The sequence below is a fragment of the Amycolatopsis sp. NPDC104587 genome (assembly GCF_055583645.1).
Map to the genome: position 1 here is coordinate 13056 of NZ_JBVJNO010000012.1, position 22825 is coordinate 35880.

Genomic DNA, 22825 nt, shown 5'->3' on the forward strand with positions numbered 1-22825 from the left:
GCTTCGACTCCCCGATCGACGGCGTGCTGCACTCCCGGCCGCCCACAATGCCCGATCCACATCGGACCGGCACACCCGGCCCTGGCGCGTCAGCCCCAGGAAGTCGCCGCGACGAAGTCCTCGAACGTCCGGGCCGGCCGGCCGAGGGCGCGCTCGACGCCGTCCCCGACCTCGGCGCCCCGGCCGGCGCGCAGGTCCGCCAGCAGCCCGGTGAGCAGGCGCGCCACCGTTTCCGGGACGCCGTGGGCGATCTGACGCTCGACGAACACCTCCGGGTCGACGTCCGCATACTCGATCTTCCGCCCGGCCGCCCGCGCGATCAGCGCGACCGCTTCGCCGAAACCGACCGCCTGCGGGCCGGTCAGCTCGTAGACCTCACCGTGGTGGCGGTCGGTCGTCAACGCCGCCGCGGCGACCTCCGCGATGTCTTCGGCGTCGACGAACGGCGCGCGCCCGGCGCCGGTCGGCAGGGTCAGGACGCCGTCGCGGATTCCGGGCGCCCACGGGCCTTCGCTGAAGTTCTGCGCGAACCAGCTGGGGCGCAGGATGGTCCAGCCGGCCCCCGAGTCCCGGACGGCCCGCTCGGCGGCGTGCAGCGGACGCCCCTCCTCGCCGGCGCGCGGGGCGGACAGCAGCACGAGCCGCCGCGCGCCCGCCGCCACCGCCTCGGTGACGAACCGCGGGAGGCGCGGCCCGGCCCGCAGGTCGGGTTCCACGAGGTAGACGGCCGTGACGCCGGTCAGCACCGGCGCCCAGCCGGCGGGGTCGCCGAGGTCGAACCCGTGGGCGCGCGACGCGATCCGGGCGTGGTCGACGCGACGGGCGAGACGGCGGCCGGTCTTGCCGGTGCCGCCGAGGATCAGGATGGTCATGCCGTCAGCCAACCGTGGCCGCGCAAGACGATCCATGGGAGAAAGTCGATGGTTCCTTTGTCATCGTCTATCGTCGCGCTATGGACGTCCTGAGCGACCTGCTCCACCGGGCCCACGCCACGGACGCGCTGGTCCGGCAGCTGGTGCAGCGGCCGCCGTGGTCGCTCACCTTCACCGACGCCCCGCCGCTCACGCTGGTCGCCACCCTCGACGGGGACGCGTCGGTGCGCGTCGGCGACACCACGCCCGTCCGCCTGGCCGCCGGGGACATCGCGCTGGTCAGCGTGCGTGGTTACACGATCGCCGATGACCCGGCCACGCCGGCGCAACACGTGATCCGGGGTGCGAAGAAGCACCTCGTCGCCGGAGCGAAGGCGCTGGAACGCCAGGCGCCGCGCACCTACGGCGACGGTTCGCCCGGCGCCACGGCCCTGGTGCGGGCCGCCTACGAGCTCCGTGGTGTGGTCGCCGGGCGGCTCCTGGAGATGCTGCCGCCGCTGGCCGTCGTCCCCGCCGGGCCGCGGACGCGCGCGGCCCTCTCCCTGCTCTCCGCGGAGGTCGCCCGAGACGAACCGGGCCAGGACGCGGTGGTGCGCCGCCTGCTGGATCTCCTGCTCGTCCTGGCTCTCCGGGCCTGGTGCGCTTCGGCGGAGACGCCGCCGGCCTGGTACCGCGCGCTGGACGACGCCGCGGTCGGGGAAGCCCTGCGCCTGCTGCACGCCGAGCCCGGCCACCGGTGGACGGTCGCGGCGCTGGCCGCCCGCGCGGGGTTGTCCCGTGCCGCGTTCGCCGCGCGCTTCGCGCACCTCGTCGGCGAGCCGCCGCTGACCTACCTCACCGGCTGGCGGATGACGCTGGCCGCGGATCTGCTGCGCGACACCGAAGACACCGTCGCCGCCGTGGCGAAGGCCGTCGGCTACGAGGACCCGTTCGCCTTCAGCGTGGCGTTCAAACGCGTCCGCGGCGCCAGCCCGTCGGACTGGCGCCGCGGCCGGGAAGCCGTCAGTTCGTGAGCGTCGCCGGGTCGCTGGTGCTCGGCCGGCCCGTCTCGACGTGCCCGGCGAGCCGGCGCAGGAACTTCGGGTCGTGGTCCGACACCACCGTGACGTCGTACCAGTGGTTGCTGCGCCGGGTGCCCACGGTCTCGACGACCCGCGCGCCCGGCCGCAGCAGCCGGGTCGCCGACCGCCGGCCGTACGCGTCCTTCACCGTCAGCCGCACCGGGGTGGTGCCGCCGTTGGTCAGGACCAGCGTGAGGTCGTTGTCGTCGCAGCGGACGCTCACCTCGGGCCCGGCGGTCGTGCCGCGGAACTGCCGCAGGAAGCCGTTCGGGCCGTGCGCGGTGAAGTCGTACCCACCGGCCGCGGGCAGCTTGGCCGCCAGCGACCGCCCGGCGCCGGCGGTGTAGGTCCGCGGGCCGGCCGCGGGCGAGGTGACGTTGAAGGTCGCGCCCGCGCGGCCGTGGTTGGCGAAGGTCACCGTCAGGTTCCCGCCGTCGACGCGGCCGTCGGCCGCCAGGTCGTACGGCAGCGCCCGCGCCGGCCGCAGCCCGCGCTCTTGCTTCGGCAGCACGCTCTTGGCCGGGACCGCGGGCACGTAGTCCGGGTGCCGCTCGCGGTCCGGCGGCTCGTAGGCCGCGGTGTCCGGCAGGGCCGGCACCCTCGTGTCGGTGCGCTCGAAGTCGAACGCCGAGGTCAGGTCGCCGCACACCGAGCGCCGCCACGCCGAGATGTTCGGCTCGTGCACCCCGAAGCGCCGCTCGACGAACCGGATGATCGAGGTGTGGTCGAACGTCTCCGAGCAGACGAAGCCGCCCTTGCTCCACGGCGACACCACGAGCATCGGGACGCGCTGGCCGAGCCCGTACGGGCCGGCCTGCTGCGCCGTCCCGGTGTAGATCTCCCCCGTGGTGTCCACGGTGGACTGACCGGCCGACGCGTAGGGCGGCAGCACGTGGTCGAAGAAGCCGTCGTTCTCGTCGTAGGTGATGAAGACCGCGGTCTTGCCCCAGACCTCGGGGTTCGACGTCAGCGCGTCGAGCACCTGCGCGATGTACCAGGCGCCGTAGTTCACCGGCCAGTTCGGGTGCTCGCAGAACGCCTCCGGCGCCGCGATCCACGACACCTGCGGCAGCTTGCCGGCCTTGACGTCGGCGCGGAGGTGGTCGAAGTACCCGTCGCCCGCCTTCGCGTTCGTGCCGGTGCGGGCCTTGTCGTAGAGCGGGTCGCCGGGCTTGGCGTTGCGGTAGGAGTTGAAGTACAGCAACGAGTTGTCGCCGTAGTTGCCCCGGTAGGCGTCGTCGATCCAGCCCCAGCCGCCGGCGGCGTCGAGGCCGTCGCCGACGTCCTGGTAGATCTTCCACGACACCCCGGCCTTCTCCAGGCGCTCGGGGTAGGTCGTCCAGGAGTAGCCCTTCTCGTCGTTGCCGAGGACCGGGCCGCCACCGGAGCCGTCGTTGCCCGTGTACCCGGTCCACATGTAGTAGCGGTTCGGGTCGGTCGAGCCCATGAACGAGCAGTGGTAGGCGTCGCAGACGGTGAACGCGTCGGCCAGCGCGTAGTGGAACGGGATGTCCTCGCGCGTCAGGTACGCCATGGTGGTCGAGCCCTTCGCGGGCACCCACTTGTCGTACCGGCCCTGGTTCCACGCCGCGTGCGTGTCGTTCCAGCCGTGCGGGAGGTCCTGGATGAACTGCAGGCCCAGGTTGTCCGCTTCGGGGCGGAACGGCAGGATGTCGCGCGTGCCGTCCGACTGCGCCCACACCGGCTTGCCCGACGCCAGCGTGGCCGGGCGCGGGTCGCCGAAGCCGCGCACCCCGCGCAGCGTGCCGAAGTAGTGGTCGAACGACCGGTTCTCCTGCATGAGCACCACGACGTGCTCGATGTCCCGCAGCGTCCCGGTGCGGCGGAGCGCGGGGAGCTCCGCCGCCCGGGCGATGCTGGTGGACAGCGCGGAAAGGGCAGCGGTGCCGCCGGCCAGCTGCAGGAAACGTCGGCGGTTGACGTCCGTCATGGGGACTCCGGGGTTGTCGTGGTGGGAAGCCGGGCCAGTATGGGTCGCTGATCGAGAACCATTGCCGGGCCCGAGGCTAACGCCGGGCGAAACCCTGGTAAACGGCTGAAGGTCGGGCCCGCTACGGCCGGTGGCTGGTGTGGGTGAACTCGACGCTCCCGAGCATCGAGTCCCCGGAAGTCCCGTTCGTCCGCTTCCGGCCGAACACCAGCACTTTCGCGGGCTCGACGGCGAACACGGCGGAGCCGTGGCCGGACTGGCTGAACCCCTCGTCGGTCACGTCGTAGCGCCAGCTGCCGTCCCATTTGGACAGCCACGCCGCGGCGAGCCGCTCCAGCTTCGGCCGACCGGTGACCCGCCGGGCCTCCCCCTCGACCACGACGTCGAGGGCGTCGTCCCAGGCGTCGCGGCCGGTGGTCAGCACGACGTGGGGGTTCGCGGTCAGGTTGAGGTACTTCTGCTCGGTCGCCCCCGTGCTGAAGTGGACGGCGCCGTCGAGCCACACCGCGACCAGCGGCGTGACGTGCGGCCGGCCGTCGGCGCGCACCGTCGTCAGCCAGCTGATCTGCGCCGCTTCCAGCGCGTTCACCGTTTCGGCCCAGCCGATGGCCTCGGTGCCGGGGTCGCTGAACCGTTCGTCGAGCCGGGTCTGCATGGTCACTCCGATCGTCGGTTGCCCACGAATGCGGCGTAGGCGGCTTCCAGGCGCGCCGCGACGGTGGGCCCGTCCGGCGCCGTCGCGCGGCGCGCCTGCGGTCCGAGGTGGGTTTCGCGCAGTTCGTCCATGAAGGCCTCCCACAACGGCGGACCGCCGTCGGTGAGGACCGCGGCGCGCGCCGCGTAGGCATCGGCGACCGGCAGGTGCCGGACGCCCCACGCGCTGAGCTGCACCAGCACCGGCACCAGCTCGATGGCCCGCTCGGTCAGGCTGTAGGTGACCTTCTGCTTGTGCGAAGGATCGCCCGCCCGGGTGAGCAGCCCGGTTTCGACGAGCACGGCCAGCCGGTCGGCCAGCACGTTCGACGAGATCCGCTCCTCGCCGCCGAGCAGCTCGCGGAAGTGCCGGGCCCCGCCGAACACGATGTCGCGCAGCACGAGCAGGGTCCACCGGTCGCCGAAGATCTCGAGCGACAGGTTGATCGGGCACGCCGACCGGGAGTCCTTCCGCACCGCTTCCACCTCACAACTGGTTGCATTGCCGCACCAGTATGGAGCCGTGCCGGACCGCTCGCAAACCGAGAGTGGTCTCAGCCGGGCACGCTCCCGGCGTCGAGGCTGAGCAGCGAGAGCCGGGCGAGCCCGCGGACGTACCGGCTCGCCCGCAGGTCACCGGGCATGACCAGGGTGGGCCGCGGCAGGTCCTCGCCGTTGTAGCGGGTCGCCAGCAGGGCCGCGCAGTGGCCGAACTCGGGGTCGATCTCCGCCAGGGACAACACCACCTGGAAGCCGTCTTCGGACACTGCCAGGACCACCACGGTCAGCCCGGACATCTTGTGCTTCGGGTCCAGCGGGAGCGGGCCCTCGCTGAGCACGTCATAGAGGTGCACGCCCTGCACCTCGTGCCGTTCGCGCCGGCGGCGGGTCACGTACTCGACGTCGAGCCGGACCCGCGACCGCTCGCGCAGCTCGCCGACGTCGATCAGCCGTGACGCGCACCCGGTGCCTGTGACGAGCAGCCGGCCCGACGGCGGGGTGCGCCGCTTCGGGGCGGGAACGGGCGTTTCCATCGTTCCACGCTAGGTCGGCCCCGGAGCCGCGCACATCCTCCGATCAGGCACAGCTTGGTCGCGAATGCGGCACGATAAGCCCAGAAACGCCGCAGAAGCGGCGGTTTGGCGCGGGATCAGCGCGTGACGGAGTAGGACTGCGCGCCGGTGCCGGCCAGCTTCCCGCCGTCGACGATGAGGTACTCGTCCCGGATCGGGGTGCCGGCCGGCCACGCCTCGAGGATTTCCCGGGTCCCGGCGGCGTACCGCGCCTGGGCGGGGAGCGAGCTGCCGGAGATGTGCGGGGTCATGCCGTGGTGCGGCATCGTCCGCCACGGGTGGTCCGCCGGCGCGGGCTGCGGGAACCAGACGTCGCCGGCGTGCCCGGCCAGCTGCCCGCTCTCCAGGGCCCGCACGATCGCGTCGCGGTCGGCGATGCGCGCCCGCGCGGTGTTGATCAGGTACGCGCCCCGCTTCATCGTCGCGAGCAGCTCGTCCCCGAAGAGCCCTTCGGTCTCCGGGTGCAGCGGCGCGTTGATCGTCACGACGTCGCAGACCGGCACCAGCTCCGCCGCGCTGGGGTGGAAGGTCAGGCCGAGCTCACGCTCGGGTGAGCAGGCACAGCGGCAGCGCCGCGACCTCCCCCCAGCCCACCGACGCCCGCCCGGCCAGCACGCCGTCCTCGGGGGTCAGCAGCAGGTAGCGCTCCTCGTACAGCGGCCGCACCCGGACGTTCCCGAGCTCGTCGTCGTCCACATAGGTCATCGCGATGTCCAGTTCGAACTCCGCGAGCCGGCGCGTGATCTCCCGTGAGGACAACGACTCCAGCGAAACGCGCGTGCGCGGGTGCCGTTCGCAGAACGGCGTCGTCAGCAGCGACGCGGCGGTCAGCGCGGTCGGGATCGCGCCGATGCGCAGCACGCCGGAGAGGCTCTCGCGCATGATCGAGAGGTCCTGCCGCAGCGCGTCGCACTCGGCGAGGATGCGGTGCGCCCACGCCAGCACCCGCTCCCCCTCCGGCGTGAACCCGGCGAAGCGGCGGCTCCGCAGCACGCGGCGGCCGCCCGGGCGAAGTGCCGTTCCTTGGCCAGCGCGACCAGATACTCCAGCTGACGCGACAACATGCTTCAGTATGGCCGGGTTCCCGGCCGGTTCAGCCGGTGGCGAGCGAGATCTCCGTCGACTTGACCAGCGCGACCACCGGGGAGCCGTCCTCGAGGCCCAGGTCCGTGACGGCCTCCCGGGTGATCGAGGCGGTCAGCTCGCCGCCGTCGACGGCCACCTTCACCGTGGCCATCGCCCCGCCGGTGGTGACGCCGGTGACCCGGCCGGGCAGCTGGTTGCGGATGCTGATGCCCTCGACCGGCCCGGTGGCCAGCGACACCTCGGTCGCCTTGACCAGCACGCGCACGGCCGATCCTTCGGCGAGACCGAGGTCCTCGACGGCCTCCCGAGTGACGGCGGCCGTCACTTCCTGCCCGCCGGACAGGCGTGTCTTGACCGTCGCCATCACCTCGCCCGTCGTGACGGCGGAAACCGTCCCGGCGAGCTGGTTGCGGATGCTCAGACCCATGGCCGGGACTGTAGCCGGGCGCGGGCATCGGCGCAGCTCAGAGCCGGGAGACCTGGTAGTGCCCGACGAGCCGGCCGGCGGGCCGGCCGGTGAAGCCGAAGACGACCCGCGCGTAGTACTCGGCGACTCCCTCGCGGCCGACGCCGTAGGGGTGCAGGCCTTGGAAGATCGCGTCTTCGGTGAAGAGCCCGGCGACGCGTTCGGGCTCGTGGGCCTCGACCGCCGACTTCCAGCCGTCCAGCACGATGGTGAGGATTCCGGTTCGGTGCTCATGCCGTTCCTTTGCCGCGGTGGTTCGTTCCGAGCCGAGGGTGCGCCTAGCGTGCGGCCAGCACCACCAGGTCGCGGCCGGCTTTCTTGCCCGCGTACAAAGCGTTGTCCGCCGCGCGGATCAGATCGTCCAAACCGGACTCCGCCGGGCCCGGGCACAGCGCCGCGCCGATCGTCGCCGACAGTTCCACCAGCTCGCCCGAAGGCGCGGTGATGCGCAAGGCCCGGATGCGGCCGCGGATGCGCTCGGCGATCGTGCGGGCCTCGTCCTGGTCGACGCCCGGGAGGAGGACCGCGAACTCCTCGCCGCCGTAGCGGCCGACCGCGTCGCCGCGGCGGACCGTCTTCGTGAGGACCGTCGCCACCTCCGCGAGGACGTCGTCGCCGACCAGGTGGCCGTGGGTGTCGTTGATGCGCTTGAACCAGTCGAGGTCGATCATCAGCACCCCGACCCGGCCGGCCGTGGCGCGGGCGCGCTCGAGCGCCTGCTCGGCCTCGTCGTGCCACGCGATCGCGTTCAGCAGCCCGGTGCGCTGGTCGGTGCGGGCCGCCGTCTTGAACTGGTCGAGCTGGACGCACTGGTGCAGCGCGAACGTCGGCACGATCATCAGCAGCGCCGCCGGCGGCCACCACAGCAGCGCGAGCGCCACGAACACCCCGAGCGCCAGCTGGCTGACCTCCAGCAGGTTGTCCGAGGCGCTGCCCAGCACCTGCCGCCGGTGCTCGATGGGCACGGTCCACGCGATGACCGTGCCGACGAGCGCGGTGTTCACCGTCCACTGCACCGCCGCCGCGGCGACCACGGCCGTCAGCGCCGCCCAGCCTGGCCGCGCGCCGGCGCTCAGGTGCGCGCCGGTCGGCTCCAGCACCGCGAAGGCCGCCGACGCGGCCAGGGCGAGCGTCGCCGCGGTGAACACCGTGCGGTGCGGCGGCCGGAACGGGTCGAACCGGTTGACCAGCACCCAGCGGTGACCGTAGATCACCGCCACCAGCGCCAGTTCGAGCACCAGCGGCAGCACGAGCACCCCGGCGAAGATCCAGACGCTGCACAGGTCGACGTACGGCGAACCCGCCCGGTCGCGACGGCGGCGCTCGATGACGTGGGACGCCTGCAGGTGCAGCACCGCGGCCGCGGCGAGCCAGCCGGCCGCCGCCCAGTCGTGGGCGGCCGGTAGCGTGCGTGCCGCGAGCACCAGCACGACGAACGCGGCCAGGTCCACCCCGAGGACGAAGGCCCGCACGCGTCCCGGCAGCTCCCAGAGCTTCCACCGCGAGGGCGCCCAGCCCCCGCCGGTGGTCTCGCGTCCGTCCATCGCAGTGCCCCCCGCTCTGCGCCCGTGACCACGTGCTCGCCAACGGTAGTCGCGGGGCGCCCCGATGTCAGCTGTTTCCCCGCGCTGCCACTCATCGCCGGCGGCTGGGACCATTTCCGGTATCTGCCACTGGAGGAACCGCACGGAAAGGAGCCCACGATGGGTGACAAGGGCTGGTGAAAACTCACGCTTCGGCGGGAAGAGCGGCGGTGATCGCGTCCGGACGGCGACGCGACCAGACCACGGCCGCGGCGAGCGCGACGAGCGCTCCCGCGGTCCCCGCCCACGCGATCGCCGTCGCCGGGCCGACGAGCTGCGCGAGCACCCCACCGACCACGATCCCGACTCCCTGGCCGGCGATCATCCCGGTCCGCGCGAACCCGAGCGCCCGCCCGCGCACCCGGGGCGGGGACAGCTGGACGAACGTCGCCCCGGCGGTGACCTGGTACGCCGAGCACACGCCGGAGAGGAACAGCAGCACCAGCGCCGTGCCCAGGGCGGGCCGGCCCCAGTACGCCATCAGCGGCGCCGACGTCCCGACCGCGAGCACACCCAGCGCGCGCACCCGCACCGGCCGGGCGACCAGCCGCAGCAGCAACGCCCCGGCGACCGCGCCGGCCGGTTCGGCCGCCAGCAGCACGCCGATCCACGCGCCGCCGACGCCGACCTGCCGCGCGAACGGCACCGCGAGGCCTTCGGGGACCACGGTGAACAACGCCAGCCAGCCCAGCCACACCAGCGTCCAGAGGGTGCGGTCGCGGCGCACGACCACCGCGCCCGCCGCGACCTGCCGCCAGGTGCGCCGCCACCACGACGCCGCGACGACGTCGCCCCGCAGCGGCGGACAAGCGCTCAGGCCGGCGCGGATCAGCACCGCGGAGACGGCGAACGTGGCCGCGTCGATCGCCAGCGCCGTGTGCGCGCCGACGCCGGCGACCACCACGGCCGCCGCCGCGAACCCCAGCACGAGGCACAGCTGCCCGGTGACCTGCTGGACCGCCTGGCCCGCTTCGTACCGGACGCCCAGCAGGTCCGGCAGCACCGCGCCCTGCGCCGCCGAGAACGGCGCTTCGACCAGCTGCACCACCACGAGCAGCGCGGCCATCAGCGGTAACGGCGTCGCGGGCAGCGCCATCACCGCGACCAGCACCGCGCGCGCCGCGTCGCACACCACCATCACGCGCCGGCGCGGGAAGCGGTCGGCGAGCCACGACAGCAGCGCCCCGGAGACGAGCGCGGGCAGCATCGACAACGCGTACGTCGCCGCGCTCAGCGCCGCCGAACCCGTGCGCAGGTAGACCAGGATCGCCAGCGCGACGCGCGCCAGCTGGTCCCCGGCCACCGACAGCAGGCCCGCCAGCCACAGCACGCGGAACTCGCGCACCCCGAAGGCGGACCACGTCCGTTCCGCCATCCCACCCCACCCAGGCTGTCACGGAGAGCGTTGCCCAAGCTGCTCACCGTAGCGCCCGGACGCGCCACCCCGCCAGGGGTTGCCACTCCGGCCAGAAGCAGGCCGCCCCTCACGCGGCACCCGATCCTTGATCCGAAGCCATGCGGCCGTGGCTGTGGTCGGATCGGCAACGATCGGCTCAGTACGGCGCCGCGTTGACCAGATCGAGCGCGCTCTGCTGCCGGGCGGCGTCGATCTTGTCCAGTGGCCCGGACCAGCGCAGGCCGTACTGGTCGAGAGCGTTGCGGTCGGCCGAATACGCGCGGTCGGCCTGGCGGCGCAGGTAGGCCGTGTACGGGTGGTCGGCCAGCACCGCGTTGAGCGCGGCCAGCCCGCGGACGCCGGCGCCCTTGAACGACGGGCCGTCGGCGCCGCAGTCCCCGCCCTCGCACGGGTCGCGCAGGATGCCGTCCGCGGTGTTGAGCGACGGCGACGTGACGTTGGCGTCGCCGAGGCGGCGCGCGGTCGTCAGCAGCCCGGCGTCGCCGGTCGCCCGGTTCAGCTCGGTCAGCGCGTTGACCAGGACCCCCTGGTTGTACGACCAGACGGTGTCCCCGTTGTTCTTGCAGGTGCCGAGATTGACGCCGTCGTTGACGAGCGCCGAGCCGTTGACCATGCCGGTGCCCTGGAACCAGCTCCAGCCGCTCTTCGCGCGGTTCAGGTAAGCGCTGTCCTCGCCGATCCGGTTGTGCAGCGCGGCGTTGAGCTGGATGTAGAGGGAGTTGGCGATGGCGTTCTTGTACGTCCGCGCGGTGCTCCACCAGATCCCGCCGCCGCAGGTGCCGTCCCAGTAGGCCGCCATGTGGTCCGCGTCGGCGCGGGCGGTGTCGAGGTACCGGCCGTCCCCGGTGACGTCGTAGGCCAGCACCCAGGCGAGGCCCCACCAGCCGGTGTCGTCGAGGTAGTCGTTGCGGAACTGCCCGAGCGCGGCGGTGATGTTCTTGTCGTAGGTGCGGGCGATGGCGTAGCGGTAGCTGCCCATGCCCGTCACCTGGACGTTGCGGATCAGCGCGGTGAGCGCGTTGGCCGAGTTCCACCAGCCGGTGGTGTCGAAGAGCCCGGTTCCGTTGTTGTAGAACATCATCTGAGCGGTGGCCGCGGCCGTCCGCCGCTCCCCCGCGTTCCACGTCGTGCGCGCCCACGCCGTGCACGCGACGTCCGGGCGGTCACCGGCCTTCCCGCACGCCCGCAGCGCGCCGACGCCGGTGTTGTTCCAGTCGTCGACGTTGTACATCAGGGTGCGCCGGCCGCGGTTGCCCGCGGGGATCGCGGTGGCGCCGAGCCGGCTGCCCGAGGCCCACGACCGGCCGCCGTCGAAGGAGCGGTCGAGCCACACCTCGTCGCCGGGGCTGCCGTTCTCGATCGACGCCCAGCCCATGGCGTCGCTGTCGTCGAAGTGCAGCACGAGCGAACGGCCGAACACCGTCGCCGAAACCGGGTGGCGGTCCCCGGGCGAGTTCGCCGGATCGGCGCTGTCGCAGTACTTGTTGCAGATGGCCGCCGACACGGTCGACGGCTGGGCAGCGGGCGTCGCGGTGCCGGCCAGGCCGAGCAGGGACGCGAAAACGAGCGCAAAACCGGGTGTGGGCATGGCAGATCCTCGGGGGCGGGAGAGGACCGCCCGGGCCCGGCGGGGGACGGTTTTCAGGGTGCCGCCGGATGTCGCCGGAAGTCAACAGCTGTCCGGTTTTTGGTCCAGACAACTATGCGCCGGCGCCGGAAAGCCTTTCCGGCGGCCGAGGAGCGCCACGGCGAGGATCCCGGCCGGCACCACGGCGGCGAGCGCGAACATGCCGTCGGTGAAGGCGGCACGCGCGGCCGCGGCCAGCGGCGCGTCGGCCGGGCCCGAACCGGCGGCGACGGCGAGCGCGCCCGCGAGCGAACCGTCGGCCGCCTCCCGCGCGGCCGGCGCCGGCGAGCACGAGCCTGCCCAGCCTGCCGACCCCGGCCGCCCGGATGCCGATGGCCCGGCCGCGCCGCTCCGGCGGGAAGCTCGCGTTGATGATCGACAACGTGGCGATCACCAGGCCGACGGCGGTGCACATCACGCCGACCGTCCACGCCCGGGGGCCGGTGGACACCGCCTCCTCCGTGCGCATGCCCCGACGCTGCGTCGGGGTTCCGAGACTCGGGCCGGAGCCGGGTCTCGGGTCCGAACGAAGGTCACCCGATCGTGGCTGCCCGGTAAGGGTGACACTGGAGGGACCGACCGCTTCGCTCGAAAGGACCCCGATGACCGCGTCGTCGACCGACCTGCCGCTCACCCGCCAGCTGAGCGTGCACGAGCTCCTCCTCGCGCGCGGCTGGCAGCTCGACGGGGACGCCGACCCGGCGCGGGTCTGGTTCGCCAACGACCCGCGGGCCGGCTGGCACTACCCCGCGAGCTTCGGCGGGCAGCGCATCAACGACGTCTCCGACACGACGCCGGTCGCGCTGCAGGGCTACTTCACGTTCGGCAACGACGGTGACGAGGTGTTCTGCCTGGTGGCGGCGGGGAACCTGCGCGGCAGCGGCTGCCCGGCGCACGACACGGGTGAGCAGTTCTTCCCGCTCACCGCGGCCGGCACGGTCGACCTCGGCCCGATCGCGGCCCTGCTCGACACGCTCGAGCCGCGGGCGCGCGAGCTCGACGCGCGGGCGCTGATCGAGTGCCGGTACTTCGGGCCCTGCGCGCGATAGCCGTGGCCCAGCTCGGAGTCGCACCCCGCCCGGCGGAGGTCACCACCGCCGCACCTGGCGACGACCTCGTCCCCCGGCCCGACGTGGTCATGGACCGCGGGTTCACCCTCGCCGCGCTGCCGGAGCGGGTGTGGCCGTGGTTCGCCCAGCTCGGCAAGAACCGCGCCGGCTGGTACCTGCCGACCTGGGTCGAAGCGCTGCTCCCCCGGCGCCGGCGCGCCCTCCGCCGCCTCGACCCGGCACTGCAGAACCTCCGGCCGGGCGACGTGATCGACGACTGGGGCGGCCGCGACGCGACGTTCGAGATCGTCGTCCACGACGCCCCGCACACGCTGGTCCACCGCTCGACCCGGGGACGGCTGGAGCTCAGCTGGGCGATCCACCTGACCGAGGAGAACGGCGCGACGCGTGTCCACCTGCGTTTCCGGTTGAGTGGCGTACGCCGCCGACGCCTCGCCGAGTACGGCGGTGGGTTGCTGGACCTGCTGACCGTCGCGGGTCTCGCCGCGGGGCTGCGGGAGCGGGTGTCCTAGCCGCCGCGTGGCACAGTTGGTGCGATGGATGAGCAGTTCCGCGCCATCACGGTGACCCGGCTGGTCTAGGCGCCCCGGCCGAGCCGGGACGGCCGCCCGCCGGGCACACCTGGACCTGGCACCTCGAGCCGGCCGGTCCGGCCGTCACCACTGTCGGCCAGACCTACGACTGGTCGGCGTTCACCCACACCGACATGCTGTCGCACCTGCCGGTCGTCAACCGCGAGCAGCTCCAGGAGTCCCTCGTGAAGCTCGCGGCGGAAGTTCAGGCCGCGGGCCGCTCCCGCAGGTAAGCGGCGATCCGCACCCGCAGGGCGCGGACATCGGCCAGGTCGAGCGTGAACGAGCCGGACCGCGGCTCGCCGGGCTCGCGGCACGGGCCGCCGACGAACACGAAGCCGTCCGCGGGATCGTGGCGCGGCGGCGCCCACACCGGCTCGCCGCTGAGGCCGCGGCGGGCGCTGCGGGTCCACGCCGTCCAGTACGCCGGCAGCTTCATCACCTCGCCGAGCGCCTTCGCGAACGCGGGGAGGTCGGCCTCGCTCAGCGCCAGCCCGCGGCCGGACCACACCCTCGGCTCGGGGTGGCCGGCGCGCGCGGTGAACGTCACTTCGTCGCCGGACGCGCTGATCGTCCATCGGGGCAGTTCGGTCAAAGTCGGCACGGGTCGCTCCCAAGATCAGCGGCCCCCAGGTGTCCGCACACTTTAGACGATCTTCGCGCGGCCGCAGAACGACGCTAGCGCGCGTCCCACGCGCGCCCGGCCAGCAGGTTGGTCACCCACCGCAGCGCGATCGCGCACTGCGCCGCTTCGGTGCCGCGCCGGTGCGCGACGACCACGTCGTCACGCCACAGGACCAGCGCCGTCGCGCCGCCCACGGTCGGGGTGAGCCCGACGACCCAGCGCCGGCCGCCGAGGGTGAGGACCCGCTCGGCCGTCGTCCAGTGTCCGCGCGAGCGGGTGACCGTCCACGCCGACATCCGCGCGAGGTCGGCGACCGAGGTCACCGCGCCGGGGCCGTCGGCCGGGCCGGCCATCCGGACGTTCATCCCGCCACTTTCGCACACCGCCACGGCGGTGGCCGGGAGATCCGGCCGATCCTCAGCCGCGTCGGCGGGCCGCCCGGGCGCGGCCGCGGGCCTTGGGCTCGAACGGGACGTCCGCGAACCGCAGGGTGCCGTGCAGGCCGCGGACCGCGCGGTCCAGCCGCAGCAACGCGACCGTACGACAGCTGGCTGGTGCACGTTCCGGCCGACGAACGGCCCGGCGGTGCAGGCGTGTGACCCGCGAACGCTGCTCGCGGTGGGCACGAGCTCGGCGCTGCCCGGACCGACGACCTGCCCGCCGGGCTCGCCCAGGCCCGGCACGCGGCGGTCGAGCTGACCAGGTTCGGCTCGCTGGTGCCCGGCCGGACCCGGCCCTGCGCGCGGCGTTCCGCGACGGCGTGCTCGGCCGCGACCTGTCCCGGCTCGACGACCGCCTCGACCTCCGTGCGGCGCTGCTCTGCTGATCCCTGCTTCAGTAGATGTCGCGCAGGTACCGCTTTTCGGTGCTGAGCTTCTTGACGTACGCGTCAGCCGCGTCGGGGGTGAGGCGGCCGTGCTGGACGACGATGTCGCGCAGGGTGCGGTCGACGTCCTTGGCCATCCGGCCCGCGTCACCGCAGACGTAGAAGTGGGCGCCGTCCTGGAGCCAGGACCAGAGCTTGGCGCCGTGCTCGCGCATCCGGTCCTGCACGTACACCTTCGCGCGCTGGTCGCGGGAGAACGCCAGGTCCAGCTCGGTCAGCACACCGTCGCGGTGCAGGCCGGTCAGCTCGTCGCGGTAGTAGAAGTCGGTTTCCCGGTGCTGCTCGCCGAAGAACAGCCAGTTCGGCGCGCGGTCGCCACGGGCCCGGCGGTGGTCGAGGAAACCGAGGAAGGGCGCGACCCCCGTGCCCGGCCCGATCATGACCATCGGCGTCGCCGGGTCGGCGGGCGGGCGGAAGTGCGGTGACGGCTGGACCGTGACCGGGACGGCCTGCCCGGCCGGGGCATCGGCCAGATACGTCGAGCAGACGCCCTTGCGCGGCCGCCCGCCGGGTGTGTCGTACCGGACGACCGACACGGTGAGGCTGACGCGTGCCGGGTCGGTCAGCGGGCTCGACGAAATCGAGTACAGCCGCGGCTGCAGCTTCTTGAACACGTCCGCCCACTCCTGCGCGGTCGCTCGCACGGAGAACCCGGCGGCGACGTCGACGGCTTGCCTGCCCCACGTCCACTTGGCCAGCTCACCCTGGTTGTCCTTGCGCAGCAACTTCTTCAGGTCCCGGTCGCCGGTCCGGTCGACCACGAACCGCAGCAGGCCGGGAGTGATCCGCGTGATGTCGAGGCAGCGGCCGAGCGCCTCGCCGAACGGGACCGCGCCCTCGCCCGCGAGCGCGACCTCGGTGTCCGGATCCAGCCCCGTGACGGCCAGCCACTCCTCGACCAGGGCCGGGCAGTTGCGCGGCAGCACGCCGAGCGCGTCCCCGGCTTCGTAGGTCAGGCCGGTGCCGGTGAGGTCGAAGGTGAACCGGCGGACCTCCTTCCCGGCGCCGGGCAGGCTGAGCAACCGGTTCCCGACCAGCGGCGCCGGTTCACCGTAAGTCTTGCGCACCAACGGTTCCGACGGCAGCGCCGGAGCAGCGGCGAGGAGCCCGGCCACCGTCTCGAGCCACTGCGTGGCGGCCTCGTCGAAGTCCGGCTCGCAGTCGACCCGCTCGGTGAGCGGCTCGGCGCCCAGCTCGCCCAGCCGGGCGTCCACCCGCCGTCCGTGGCCGCAGAAGTCGTCGTAGCTGGAGTCGCCGAAGGCCAGCACCGCATAGCGGGTGCCGGTGAGGCGGCCCGCCTCGGCCGCGGCCAGCGACTCCCAGAAGGCTCCCCCGTTGTCGGGCGCGTCGCCGTCGCCGAACGTGCTGGTGATCACGAGCAGGTCGGCGTCGCGCGGCAGGGTGTCGAGCGTGACGTCGTCCATGCACAGCACCGCGACGTCACGGTCGAGCTGCGCGATCCGGGCGGCGGTGGCGCCGGTCGCGAAGTCCTCGGCGTTGCCGGTCTGGGACGCCCACAGCACCACGACCTGCCGGGTGGCGCGGGAAGGAGCGGGGGCGGCCGTCCGCGAGAACATGCCGGCGAGCACCCCGTTGACCCACAACGTGTTCTCGGCGCCGAAGGGCGCGTCGGCGGGCAGGACCGGGACGGCGCCGTCCGGCGGCGCCGCTTCGACCCCGGTGACGAACCCGGCCAGGTACCGCCGCTCGTCCTCGGTCAGCACCGGCGCGGGACTGCCGGCCAGCCCGAACACCCCGGCCGGCGCGCTCGCCGGCCGCGGCGGCTCGGCCGCGGCGACCTTCACGAGCGTCACAGCGCACACCTTGAACTCGGGCTGGAACGACAGCGGATCGACGGCGTTGTTGGTGACGGCGTTGACACTCAGGTACTCCCCGTACCGGTCGTTCCAGTGGAACGGCGCGAACGTGGTGCCGGGCCGGACCCGGTCGGTCACCACGGCGGGCAGGACGGCCCGCCCGCGTCGCGACGCCACCTCGACCAGGTCGCCCTCGGCGACGTCCAGCCCGGCGGCGTCCTGCGGGTGGATCTCGACGAACGGGCCGGGGTCGAGCTTGGTGAGCTTGGCGACGGTCCCGGTCTTGGTCAGGGTGTGCCACTGGTGCGGCACGCGGCCGGTGTTCAGCACGAACGGGTAGTCGTCGTCGGGCAGCTCGGCGGCGGGCAGGTGCGGCCGGGCGAAGAACACGGCTCGGCCGCTCGGGGTGGGGAACACGAGCCGCGGGCGGGTGCCGTCGGCGCGTTCGGCGAGCGGCTGGCTGACGCCGTTGTTGAGGTACCGGACGGGGTTGCGGTCGTCACCGTCCACTGTGGAGCTGGGCCACTGCACCGGGGTCTCGCGCAGCCGGTCGTAGGTGACACCCCGCAGGTCGTACCCGGTCTTGGGGTTCCCGCACCGCCGGATCTCCTCGAAGACCTCCTCGGCGCTGTCGTAGCCGAAGCCGTCGGCGAACCCCATCTCGCACGCGACCCGCGCGATGAGCTGCCAGTCCGGCAGCGCCTCCCCCGGCGGCGGCACGACCTGGGGCACGAGGGTGAGGTTCCGCTCGGAGTTCACCATCACGCCGTCGCCCTCCACCCACATCGCGGCGGGGAGCACGATGTCGGCGTAGGAGTTGGTTTCGGTCTCGGTGAACACGTCCTGGGTGATCACCAGCTCCGCGGCCTCCAGGCCGGCGAGCACGGTCCGGCGGTTCGCGACCGAGGCGACCGGGTTGGTGCAGAGGATCCAGCAGGCCCGGATCTTGCCGTCGGCGAGCTGCTCGAACATCTCGACGGTCCCGCGGCCGACGTCGGTGCGCACCGTGCCCGGCGGCAGGCCCCAGAGGTCCTCGACGAACGCCCGGTCCTCCGGCACCAGCACCGAGCGCTGGCCGGGCAGGCCGGGGCCCATGTAGCCCATCTCCCGGCCGCCCATCGCGTTGGGCTGGCCGGTCAGGGAGAACGGGCCGCTGCCGGGGCGGCAGATCGTGCCGGTGGCCAGGTGCAGGTTGACCAGCGCGTTGGTGTTCCAGGTGCCGTGCGTGCTCTGGTTGAGCCCCATCGTCCAGCAGCTCATCCAGTTCCCCGCCTCGCCGAGCCACCGCGCGGCCAGCCGGAGATCGGCTTCCGGGACGCCGGTGAGCTCCGCGACGACGGCGGGCGGGTAGTCCGCGAGGAAGGCGGGCAGGTCGTCCCAGCCCTCGGTGTGCTCGGTGATGAACTCCCGGTCGAGGTGCCCGTTTTCGGCCAGCAGGTGCAGCAACCCGTTCAGCAGCGCCAGATCCGTGCCCGGCTTGAGCTGCAGGAAGAGGTCGGCCTTGTCGGCGGTGGCGGTGCGGCGCGGGTCGGCCACGATCAGCTTGGCGCCGGTCTTGAGCCGGTCGAGCAGCCGCAGGAACAGGATCGGGTGGCAGTCGGCCATGTTGGCGCCGATCACGAAGAACGCGTCGGCGTGGTCGAAGTCCTGATAGGACCCCGGCGGGCCGTCGGCGCCGAGCGAGAGCTTGTACCCGGTGCCGGCGCTGGCCATGCACAGCCGTGAGTTCGACTCGATCTGGTTGGTGCGCACGAACCCCTTGGCCAGCTTGGTCGCGAGGTACTGCGCTTCGATCGTCAGCTGGCCGGAGACGTAGAAGGACAGCGCGTCCGGGCCGTGTTCCTCGAGGATGGCGCGCAGCCGCCGTGCCGTCTCGGTGATCGCCTCGTCGACCGGCCGGGCGACGGGTTCGGCGCCGCGCTCGGGCCGGACCCACGCCGTGTCCAGCCGTCCGGGCGCGGAAAACAGCTCCGCGCTGGTCGCGCCCTTGGTGCAGAGCCGCCCGGCGTTGGCGGGGTGCGCCTTGTCCCCGGCGGCCTTGAGCACCTTCGGCCGTCCGTCGGCGCCCACGCCGACGTCCAGCACGATGCCGCACCCGACACCGCAATACGTGCACACCGTCCGCGCGGCACCGGTCACACCGCACCCCTCTCGTCCTGGCTGGACGCTAGGAACCGGGTGTTACGCCGGGATGACGCGGGCTCCACCGCGGCGTTACGTCCGCCCCGACGACGGCGGCCTCCCGGTGTGCGCGACTGTGACGCCGGGCTCAGTCCTGCGGCATGCCCACGTCGTGGAACCGGGCGACCGCGCGGTTGTACCGGGCGAACGACTCCCCGATCACCTGCAGCTCGTCCTCCGGCACGCCGGTGAACATCGTCGCCAGGTTCCGGCGACGGCGGTCGTGGACCCGCTGGGCCCGCCCGCGCCCCTCCTCGGTGGCCGTGACGATGCTCCGGCGGCGGTCCTCCGCGGCCGGGGTGCGGTCCACCAGGCCGGCCGTCGTCATCACCGACACCTGACGGCCCACCGTCGACGGGTCGAGACCGAGCTTCGCGGCGAGGGTGGTGATGTCCGCCGGGCCGGTCGCCTCGAGCGTGCGCAGCAGCAGGTAACCCGCGCGGTCGAGCTCGTCGTAGATGTCGGTGCGGCGGCTGAGCAGCTCGAAGTTGCGCACCATGACCGCGGTGTGGGCCTCGATGAGGTCGAGCGCGTCCATGGTCAGAACCTACCTTCCGGCCGATTGCCCGGCGCCGGACGTTATCGGTACCATACCGGTAATTGTCGACATGATACCGACATTCGGTTCGGCGGGAGGAAACCTCACTCGGATGGGACACGCGGTTCACCGGATCAGGGACAAGGTGCTCGGCTCGGACCCGGGCCTGACCCGCCTGCGCAGCGCCGTTTCCGCGGCCGTCGCGATGACCACCGGGCTGGCGGTCGAGTACGTCTTCGCCGAGCTGACCGGGGCCGGGGCCCAGGCCACCCTGGTCACCGTCCTGCTCGGCGCCATCACCGCGATGATGGGCTCGATGGCCCTGAGCGGCACGGCGGTGTGGCCGAAGGTGCGCACCGCGGCGCTGTTCCCCGTCGCGATGGGGCTCGGGATGGCGGCCGGCATCGCCGTCGCGCCGCACACCGACCTGATGCTCGCGGTGTTCGTCGTGGTGATGTTCGCCGCGGTGTTCGTCCGGCGGTTCGGGATCCCGTTCTTCTTCTACGGCTTCATGGTCTGGATGGGCTACTTCTTCGCGGCGTTCCTGCACGCGACGCTCGACGGGCTGCCCGCGATGCTCGTCGCCGTCGTCATCGCGAGTGCCTGGGTCCTGCTGCTGTCGCTGACCCTCCTGCGCGACAACCCCGCCCGCACGCTCTCCCGCACCCGCCGCGCGTTCGGCGCCCGGGCCCGCGCGGTCGCCCGGCTCTGCGCGAGCCTGCTGGACGGCGGCCCGGACGAGCGGCTCGTGCGCCGCGTCCACGCCGCGCAGACGCGGCTCGCCGAGTCGGCGCTGATGATCGAGGCCTGGTCGGCCGAGGTGCCGGTGCTGCCCGGCGACGTCTCCGCGGCCTCGGTCCGGCGGACGACGATGGACGCACAGCTCGCGATCGACCTGATCGTCACCGCGTGCACGCAGCCGGAGACCCGGCCGGACCTGGCCGCCGAAGCGGCGCGGGTGCTGGACCTGTTCGCCCGCAACGACTACCCGGCCGCCGGACGGGCCGCCGAAGCACTCCTCGGGCGGGCCGGGACCGCGCCGGTGCGGCTGGTCGCCGTGGCGGTCACCGACTACCTCGCCGTGGTCCGCCGCGCCGACCGGGACGGCCTCGCCGACACCGGCGACTTCGAACCCGCGGTGACGATCGCGATGGGCGCGCTGCCCGGTTCGGCCGCCGCGGCGGGCGACGTCGAACCGCGCGGCGGCGCGTGGAACCCGTTGCGCCGCTTGGATCTCACGACGCGGCAGGCGGTCCAGGTGGCGGTCGCGGGCGGGCTGGCGATCGTGCTCGGGCGGCTGCTGTCGGAGCAGCGGTACTACTGGGCCGTGATCGCCGCGTTCGTCGCCTTCACCGGCACGGCGACGCGCTCGGAGGTGTTCCTCAAGTCGGTCAACCGCGTGGCGGGCACGCTGGTCGGGCTCGGCGCCGGGATCGCGCTCGCGCACCTGACGGCCGGGCACACCGCGGCCGTGCTCGCGGTGATCGTCGGCAGCATGTTCTGCGGGTTCTACCTGCAGCGGCTGTCGTACGCGTACATGATCTTCTTCGTCACGATCATGGTGAGCCAGCTCTACAGCGTGCTCAACGAGTTCTCCCCCGGCCTGCTCGTGCTGAGGCTGGAGGAGACGGCCATCGGCGCGGCCGTCGGCGTCGCGGTCGGCCTGGTGCTGACGCCGCTGAGCACCCGCGACACCGTCCGCACCGCCCACCGCGCCCTCGCGCGCACGCTGGCGGAGCTGCTGGAGACCGTCGCGGATCGCATCGAAGGGCACGCGGGCACCCCGGACCTGGACGCCCGCGCCCGCGTCCTGGACAACGACCTGCGCCAGCTGCGGCTGGTCGCCGCGCCGCTGGTGGCCGCGGTGCCCTGGGGCGGCGGGTCCCGCACCACGCGGCACCGGCTGACGCTGGCCGCCACGCTGGTCCAGCACACCCGGCGGCTGGTCACCGCCCTGCGCCGCGGCCGGGTGACCGACCGGTCGCTGGCCGGGCCCGCCCGGGCGCTGGCGGCGGTCGCGGCGGAGGTCGCCGACCCCGGCGAGTCGGACCTGCCGACGCTGCTCGACCTGGGTGAGGCCGCCCTCTCCCGGCACTGCTCCTCTCACGACGAGCCGGTGCTGCTCGAGCTGCTGCACCTGCGCCGCCTGCTGCACGAGATCGCCACCGGCGACGAACCCGGCCAGCTCGCCGAGCCCGCCGCGCCGTGCGTCACCCGGATCTCCGGCCGGGTCCACGGCGCGACCGGCTCGACACTCCCGGGCGCGACCCTGACGCTGGTCGACGCCCGCGGCCGTCAAGCCGCCCGGGCGACGTCCGCCGCCGACGGCGCCTTCACGCTGGAAGCGCCCCAGGCGGGCTCGTACGTCCTGATCACGGCGGCGGACCAGCACGGCCCGGCCGCCTCGACGGTGCTCGCCGGCCAGGGCCGCGGCGTGGTCCAGGACGTCTGGCTGACGGCGGCCCGCACCCCGGGCCCGCCGCACCCGGCACGCTGCGCGAAGCCGGGCCAGCTCAGGAAACCGGCTCAGCGAAGAACTCCCGCAGCACGGCACCCACGCGCCGTGGATCACCGTCCTCCTCCGGGCCCTCATGGGTCAGCTCCGGGAACGTGACCCGGCGGGAGTGCGGCAGGGTGGCGGCCAGCTCGGCAAGCGCCTGCCCCAGGTAGGCCGGGCTCCGGCCGCCGCCGAGCAGCAGCACCTGCGCGTCCAGTGCCGCGTAGTCCGGTGCGGTGTCGGCCATTTCGCGCACCACCCGCATGTCGTGGCCGATCGTGGGGACGAGCTCCGGGATCGGGACGCCGTCCCCGGCCGCGTCACCCAGGAACCGCGCGCCGGCCGAAAGGAACGGCACGAGCACCGGACGCGGCACCCGGCCGAACCACGGTTCGGTCCCCAGCCCCTTCAACGCCGTGACCATCGCCGACGTCGTCCGACAGCGGCGGCTCGTACAGCGCGATCCGGTCGATCGACGGCGTCTCGAGAGCGGTCCGCAGGGTGACGAGCCCGCCGGAGCTCAGGCCGAAGACGCGGGTCGCCCCGGTCGCCGCGGCCACGGCCTGGAGGTCTTCGACCTCACGCCGGACGCCGAAGTCCGCGCCGTACGGACCGCTGAGCCCGCGGCCGCGCCGGTCGAGCACGTGGACGGTGAACGCGTCCGCCAGCACCGCGGCGAGGTCCATCAGGTGCTGGGCCGCCTTCATCCCCCCGTGCACCAGCAGCACCGCGGGCCCGCGGCCCAGGGTCCGGTAGCCGATGACCGTGCCGTCGGCCGAAGCGGCCGTCTCCGTGCGGTAGTCCCGCATG

Annotated in this window: 22 protein-coding genes; 4 read left to right on the forward strand and 18 right to left on the reverse strand. The window is 73.4% G+C overall.

Translation table 11 applies throughout. The features are described from left to right. Positions 1-89: 89 nt before the first annotated feature. Entirely contained in the window at positions 90-872 is a 783-nt protein-coding gene (locus ACZ61C_RS32995) for an NAD(P)H-binding protein (protein ID WP_465311779.1), read from the reverse strand. 80 nt (positions 873-952) lie between these two features. On the opposite strand from ACZ61C_RS32995, the gene ACZ61C_RS33000 reads away from it, so the two are divergent. Continuing rightward, positions 953-1885: an AraC family transcriptional regulator gene (locus tag ACZ61C_RS33000; protein ID WP_465311780.1), complete on the forward strand. Its 933-nt coding sequence runs from the start codon at positions 953-955 to the stop codon at positions 1883-1885. On the opposite strand, the gene ACZ61C_RS33005 is transcribed toward ACZ61C_RS33000, so the two are convergent. From ACZ61C_RS33005 to ACZ61C_RS33055, 11 genes are all read right to left on the reverse strand, one after another. Then, entirely contained in the window at positions 1875-3884 is a 2010-nt protein-coding gene (locus tag ACZ61C_RS33005; RefSeq protein ID WP_465311781.1) for a phosphocholine-specific phospholipase C, read from the reverse strand. The two genes, ACZ61C_RS33000 and ACZ61C_RS33005, sit on opposite strands and share 11 nt — an antisense overlap. A 121-nt stretch (positions 3885-4005) precedes the next feature. Further along, complete coding sequence (locus tag ACZ61C_RS33010; protein ID WP_465311782.1) at positions 4006-4539, reverse strand: pyridoxamine 5'-phosphate oxidase family protein; 534 nt, start codon at positions 4537-4539, stop codon at positions 4006-4008. Positions 4540-4541: 2 nt separating this feature from the next. Further along, positions 4542-5054, reverse strand: a complete 513-nt coding sequence (locus tag ACZ61C_RS33015; RefSeq protein ID WP_465311783.1) for a winged helix-turn-helix transcriptional regulator — start codon at positions 5052-5054, stop codon at positions 4542-4544. Between the two features lie 77 nt (positions 5055-5131). Beyond that, positions 5132-5611 (reverse strand): molybdopterin-binding protein, encoded by a 480-nt coding sequence (locus ACZ61C_RS33020; RefSeq protein ID WP_465311784.1) that lies wholly within the window; start codon positions 5609-5611, stop codon positions 5132-5134. 116 nt (positions 5612-5727) lie between these two features. Next, a complete protein-coding gene (locus tag ACZ61C_RS33025; protein WP_465311785.1) occupies positions 5728-6153 on the reverse strand; it encodes an NAD(P)-dependent oxidoreductase in 426 nt (141 codons plus the stop codon). A gap of 37 nt (positions 6154-6190) precedes the next feature. Continuing rightward, on the reverse strand, positions 6191-6643 hold the full coding sequence (locus ACZ61C_RS33030) for a LysR family transcriptional regulator (protein ID WP_465311786.1): 453 nt from the start codon (positions 6641-6643) through the stop codon (positions 6191-6193). Between the two features lie 100 nt (positions 6644-6743). Further along, positions 6744-7163 carry a TOBE domain-containing protein gene (locus tag ACZ61C_RS33035; RefSeq protein ID WP_465311787.1) on the reverse strand — a complete coding sequence of 140 codons (420 nt, stop codon included), beginning with the start codon at positions 7161-7163 and terminating at the stop codon, positions 6744-6746. A 37-nt stretch (positions 7164-7200) separates the two neighbouring features. Next, positions 7201-7407 carry a nuclear transport factor 2 family protein gene (locus tag ACZ61C_RS33040; RefSeq protein WP_465311788.1) on the reverse strand — a complete coding sequence of 69 codons (207 nt, stop codon included), beginning with the start codon at positions 7405-7407 and terminating at the stop codon, positions 7201-7203. A gap of 73 nt (positions 7408-7480) precedes the next feature. After that, positions 7481-8746, reverse strand: coding sequence for a GGDEF domain-containing protein (locus ACZ61C_RS33045; RefSeq protein ID WP_465311789.1), 1266 nt, complete (start codon positions 8744-8746; stop codon positions 7481-7483). Between the two features lie 184 nt (positions 8747-8930). Beyond that, positions 8931-10160, reverse strand: coding sequence for an MFS transporter (locus ACZ61C_RS33050; protein WP_465311790.1), 1230 nt, complete (start codon positions 10158-10160; stop codon positions 8931-8933). A gap of 178 nt (positions 10161-10338) precedes the next feature. Next, complete coding sequence (locus ACZ61C_RS33055) at positions 10339-11790, reverse strand: glycoside hydrolase family 76 protein (protein ID WP_465311791.1); 1452 nt, start codon at positions 11788-11790, stop codon at positions 10339-10341. 641 nt (positions 11791-12431) lie between these two features. On the opposite strand from ACZ61C_RS33055, the gene ACZ61C_RS33060 reads away from it, so the two are divergent. Next, positions 12432-12878 carry a hypothetical protein gene (locus ACZ61C_RS33060; protein WP_465311792.1) on the forward strand — a complete coding sequence of 149 codons (447 nt, stop codon included), beginning with the start codon at positions 12432-12434 and terminating at the stop codon, positions 12876-12878. 2 nt (positions 12879-12880) lie between these two features. After that, on the forward strand, positions 12881-13411 hold the full coding sequence (locus ACZ61C_RS33065; protein WP_465311793.1) for a hypothetical protein: 531 nt from the start codon (positions 12881-12883) through the stop codon (positions 13409-13411). A gap of 265 nt (positions 13412-13676) precedes the next feature. On the opposite strand, the gene ACZ61C_RS33070 is transcribed toward ACZ61C_RS33065, so the two are convergent. The 4 genes from ACZ61C_RS33070 to ACZ61C_RS33085 form a co-directional block, all read right to left on the reverse strand. Next, positions 13677-14075, reverse strand: a complete 399-nt coding sequence (locus ACZ61C_RS33070) for a hypothetical protein (protein ID WP_465311794.1) — start codon at positions 14073-14075, stop codon at positions 13677-13679. A 74-nt stretch (positions 14076-14149) separates the two neighbouring features. Next, positions 14150-14461: a hypothetical protein gene (locus tag ACZ61C_RS33075; protein ID WP_465311795.1), complete on the reverse strand. Its 312-nt coding sequence runs from the start codon at positions 14459-14461 to the stop codon at positions 14150-14152. 469 nt (positions 14462-14930) lie between these two features. Continuing rightward, positions 14931-18938 (reverse strand): molybdopterin-dependent oxidoreductase, encoded by a 4008-nt coding sequence (locus ACZ61C_RS33080; RefSeq protein ID WP_465311796.1) that lies wholly within the window; start codon positions 18936-18938, stop codon positions 14931-14933. A 130-nt stretch (positions 18939-19068) separates the two neighbouring features. Continuing rightward, a complete protein-coding gene (locus ACZ61C_RS33085; protein ID WP_465311797.1) occupies positions 19069-19518 on the reverse strand; it encodes a MarR family winged helix-turn-helix transcriptional regulator in 450 nt (149 codons plus the stop codon). Between the two features lie 112 nt (positions 19519-19630). On the opposite strand from ACZ61C_RS33085, the gene ACZ61C_RS33090 reads away from it, so the two are divergent. Then, complete coding sequence (locus tag ACZ61C_RS33090; RefSeq protein WP_465311798.1) at positions 19631-22132, forward strand: FUSC family protein; 2502 nt, start codon at positions 19631-19633, stop codon at positions 22130-22132. On the opposite strand, the gene ACZ61C_RS33095 is transcribed toward ACZ61C_RS33090, so the two are convergent. Both ACZ61C_RS33095 and ACZ61C_RS33100 read right to left on the reverse strand, forming a co-directional pair. After that, complete coding sequence (locus ACZ61C_RS33095) at positions 22032-22391, reverse strand: alpha/beta fold hydrolase (RefSeq protein WP_465311799.1); 360 nt, start codon at positions 22389-22391, stop codon at positions 22032-22034. The genes ACZ61C_RS33090 and ACZ61C_RS33095 overlap by 101 nt on opposite strands. Beyond that, on the reverse strand, positions 22336-22824 hold the full coding sequence (locus tag ACZ61C_RS33100) for an alpha/beta fold hydrolase (RefSeq protein WP_465311800.1): 489 nt from the start codon (positions 22822-22824) through the stop codon (positions 22336-22338). Before ACZ61C_RS33100 ends, ACZ61C_RS33095 begins: the two co-directional genes overlap by 56 nt. Between the last annotated feature and the right edge of the window lies 1 nt (position 22825).

Coding starts and splice junctions, on each gene's coding strand:
- ACZ61C_RS32995 (WP_465311779.1), bottom strand. CDS start 872: ATGACCATCCTGATCCTCGGCGGCACCGGCAAGACCGGCCGCCGTCTC.
- ACZ61C_RS33000 (WP_465311780.1), top strand. CDS start 953: ATGGACGTCCTGAGCGACCTGCTCCACCGGGCCCACGCCACGGACGCG.
- ACZ61C_RS33005 (WP_465311781.1), bottom strand. CDS start 3,884: ATGACGGACGTCAACCGCCGACGTTTCCTGCAGCTGGCCGGCGGCACC.
- ACZ61C_RS33010 (WP_465311782.1), bottom strand. CDS start 4,539: ATGCAGACCCGGCTCGACGAACGGTTCAGCGACCCCGGCACCGAGGCC.
- ACZ61C_RS33020 (WP_465311784.1), bottom strand. CDS start 5,611: ATGGAAACGCCCGTTCCCGCCCCGAAGCGGCGCACCCCGCCGTCGGGC.
- ACZ61C_RS33035 (WP_465311787.1), bottom strand. CDS start 7,163: ATGGGTCTGAGCATCCGCAACCAGCTCGCCGGGACGGTTTCCGCCGTC.
- ACZ61C_RS33045 (WP_465311789.1), bottom strand. CDS start 8,746: ATGGACGGACGCGAGACCACCGGCGGGGGCTGGGCGCCCTCGCGGTGG.
- ACZ61C_RS33050 (WP_465311790.1), bottom strand. CDS start 10,160: ATGGCGGAACGGACGTGGTCCGCCTTCGGGGTGCGCGAGTTCCGCGTG.
- ACZ61C_RS33055 (WP_465311791.1), bottom strand. CDS start 11,790: ATGCCCACACCCGGTTTTGCGCTCGTTTTCGCGTCCCTGCTCGGCCTG.
- ACZ61C_RS33060 (WP_465311792.1), top strand. CDS start 12,432: ATGACCGCGTCGTCGACCGACCTGCCGCTCACCCGCCAGCTGAGCGTG.
- ACZ61C_RS33075 (WP_465311795.1), bottom strand. CDS start 14,461: ATGAACGTCCGGATGGCCGGCCCGGCCGACGGCCCCGGCGCGGTGACC.
- ACZ61C_RS33085 (WP_465311797.1), bottom strand. CDS start 19,518: ATGGACGCGCTCGACCTCATCGAGGCCCACACCGCGGTCATGGTGCGC.
- ACZ61C_RS33090 (WP_465311798.1), top strand. CDS start 19,631: ATGGGACACGCGGTTCACCGGATCAGGGACAAGGTGCTCGGCTCGGAC.
- ACZ61C_RS33100 (WP_465311800.1), bottom strand. CDS start 22,824: ATGCGGGACTACCGCACGGAGACGGCCGCTTCGGCCGACGGCACGGTC.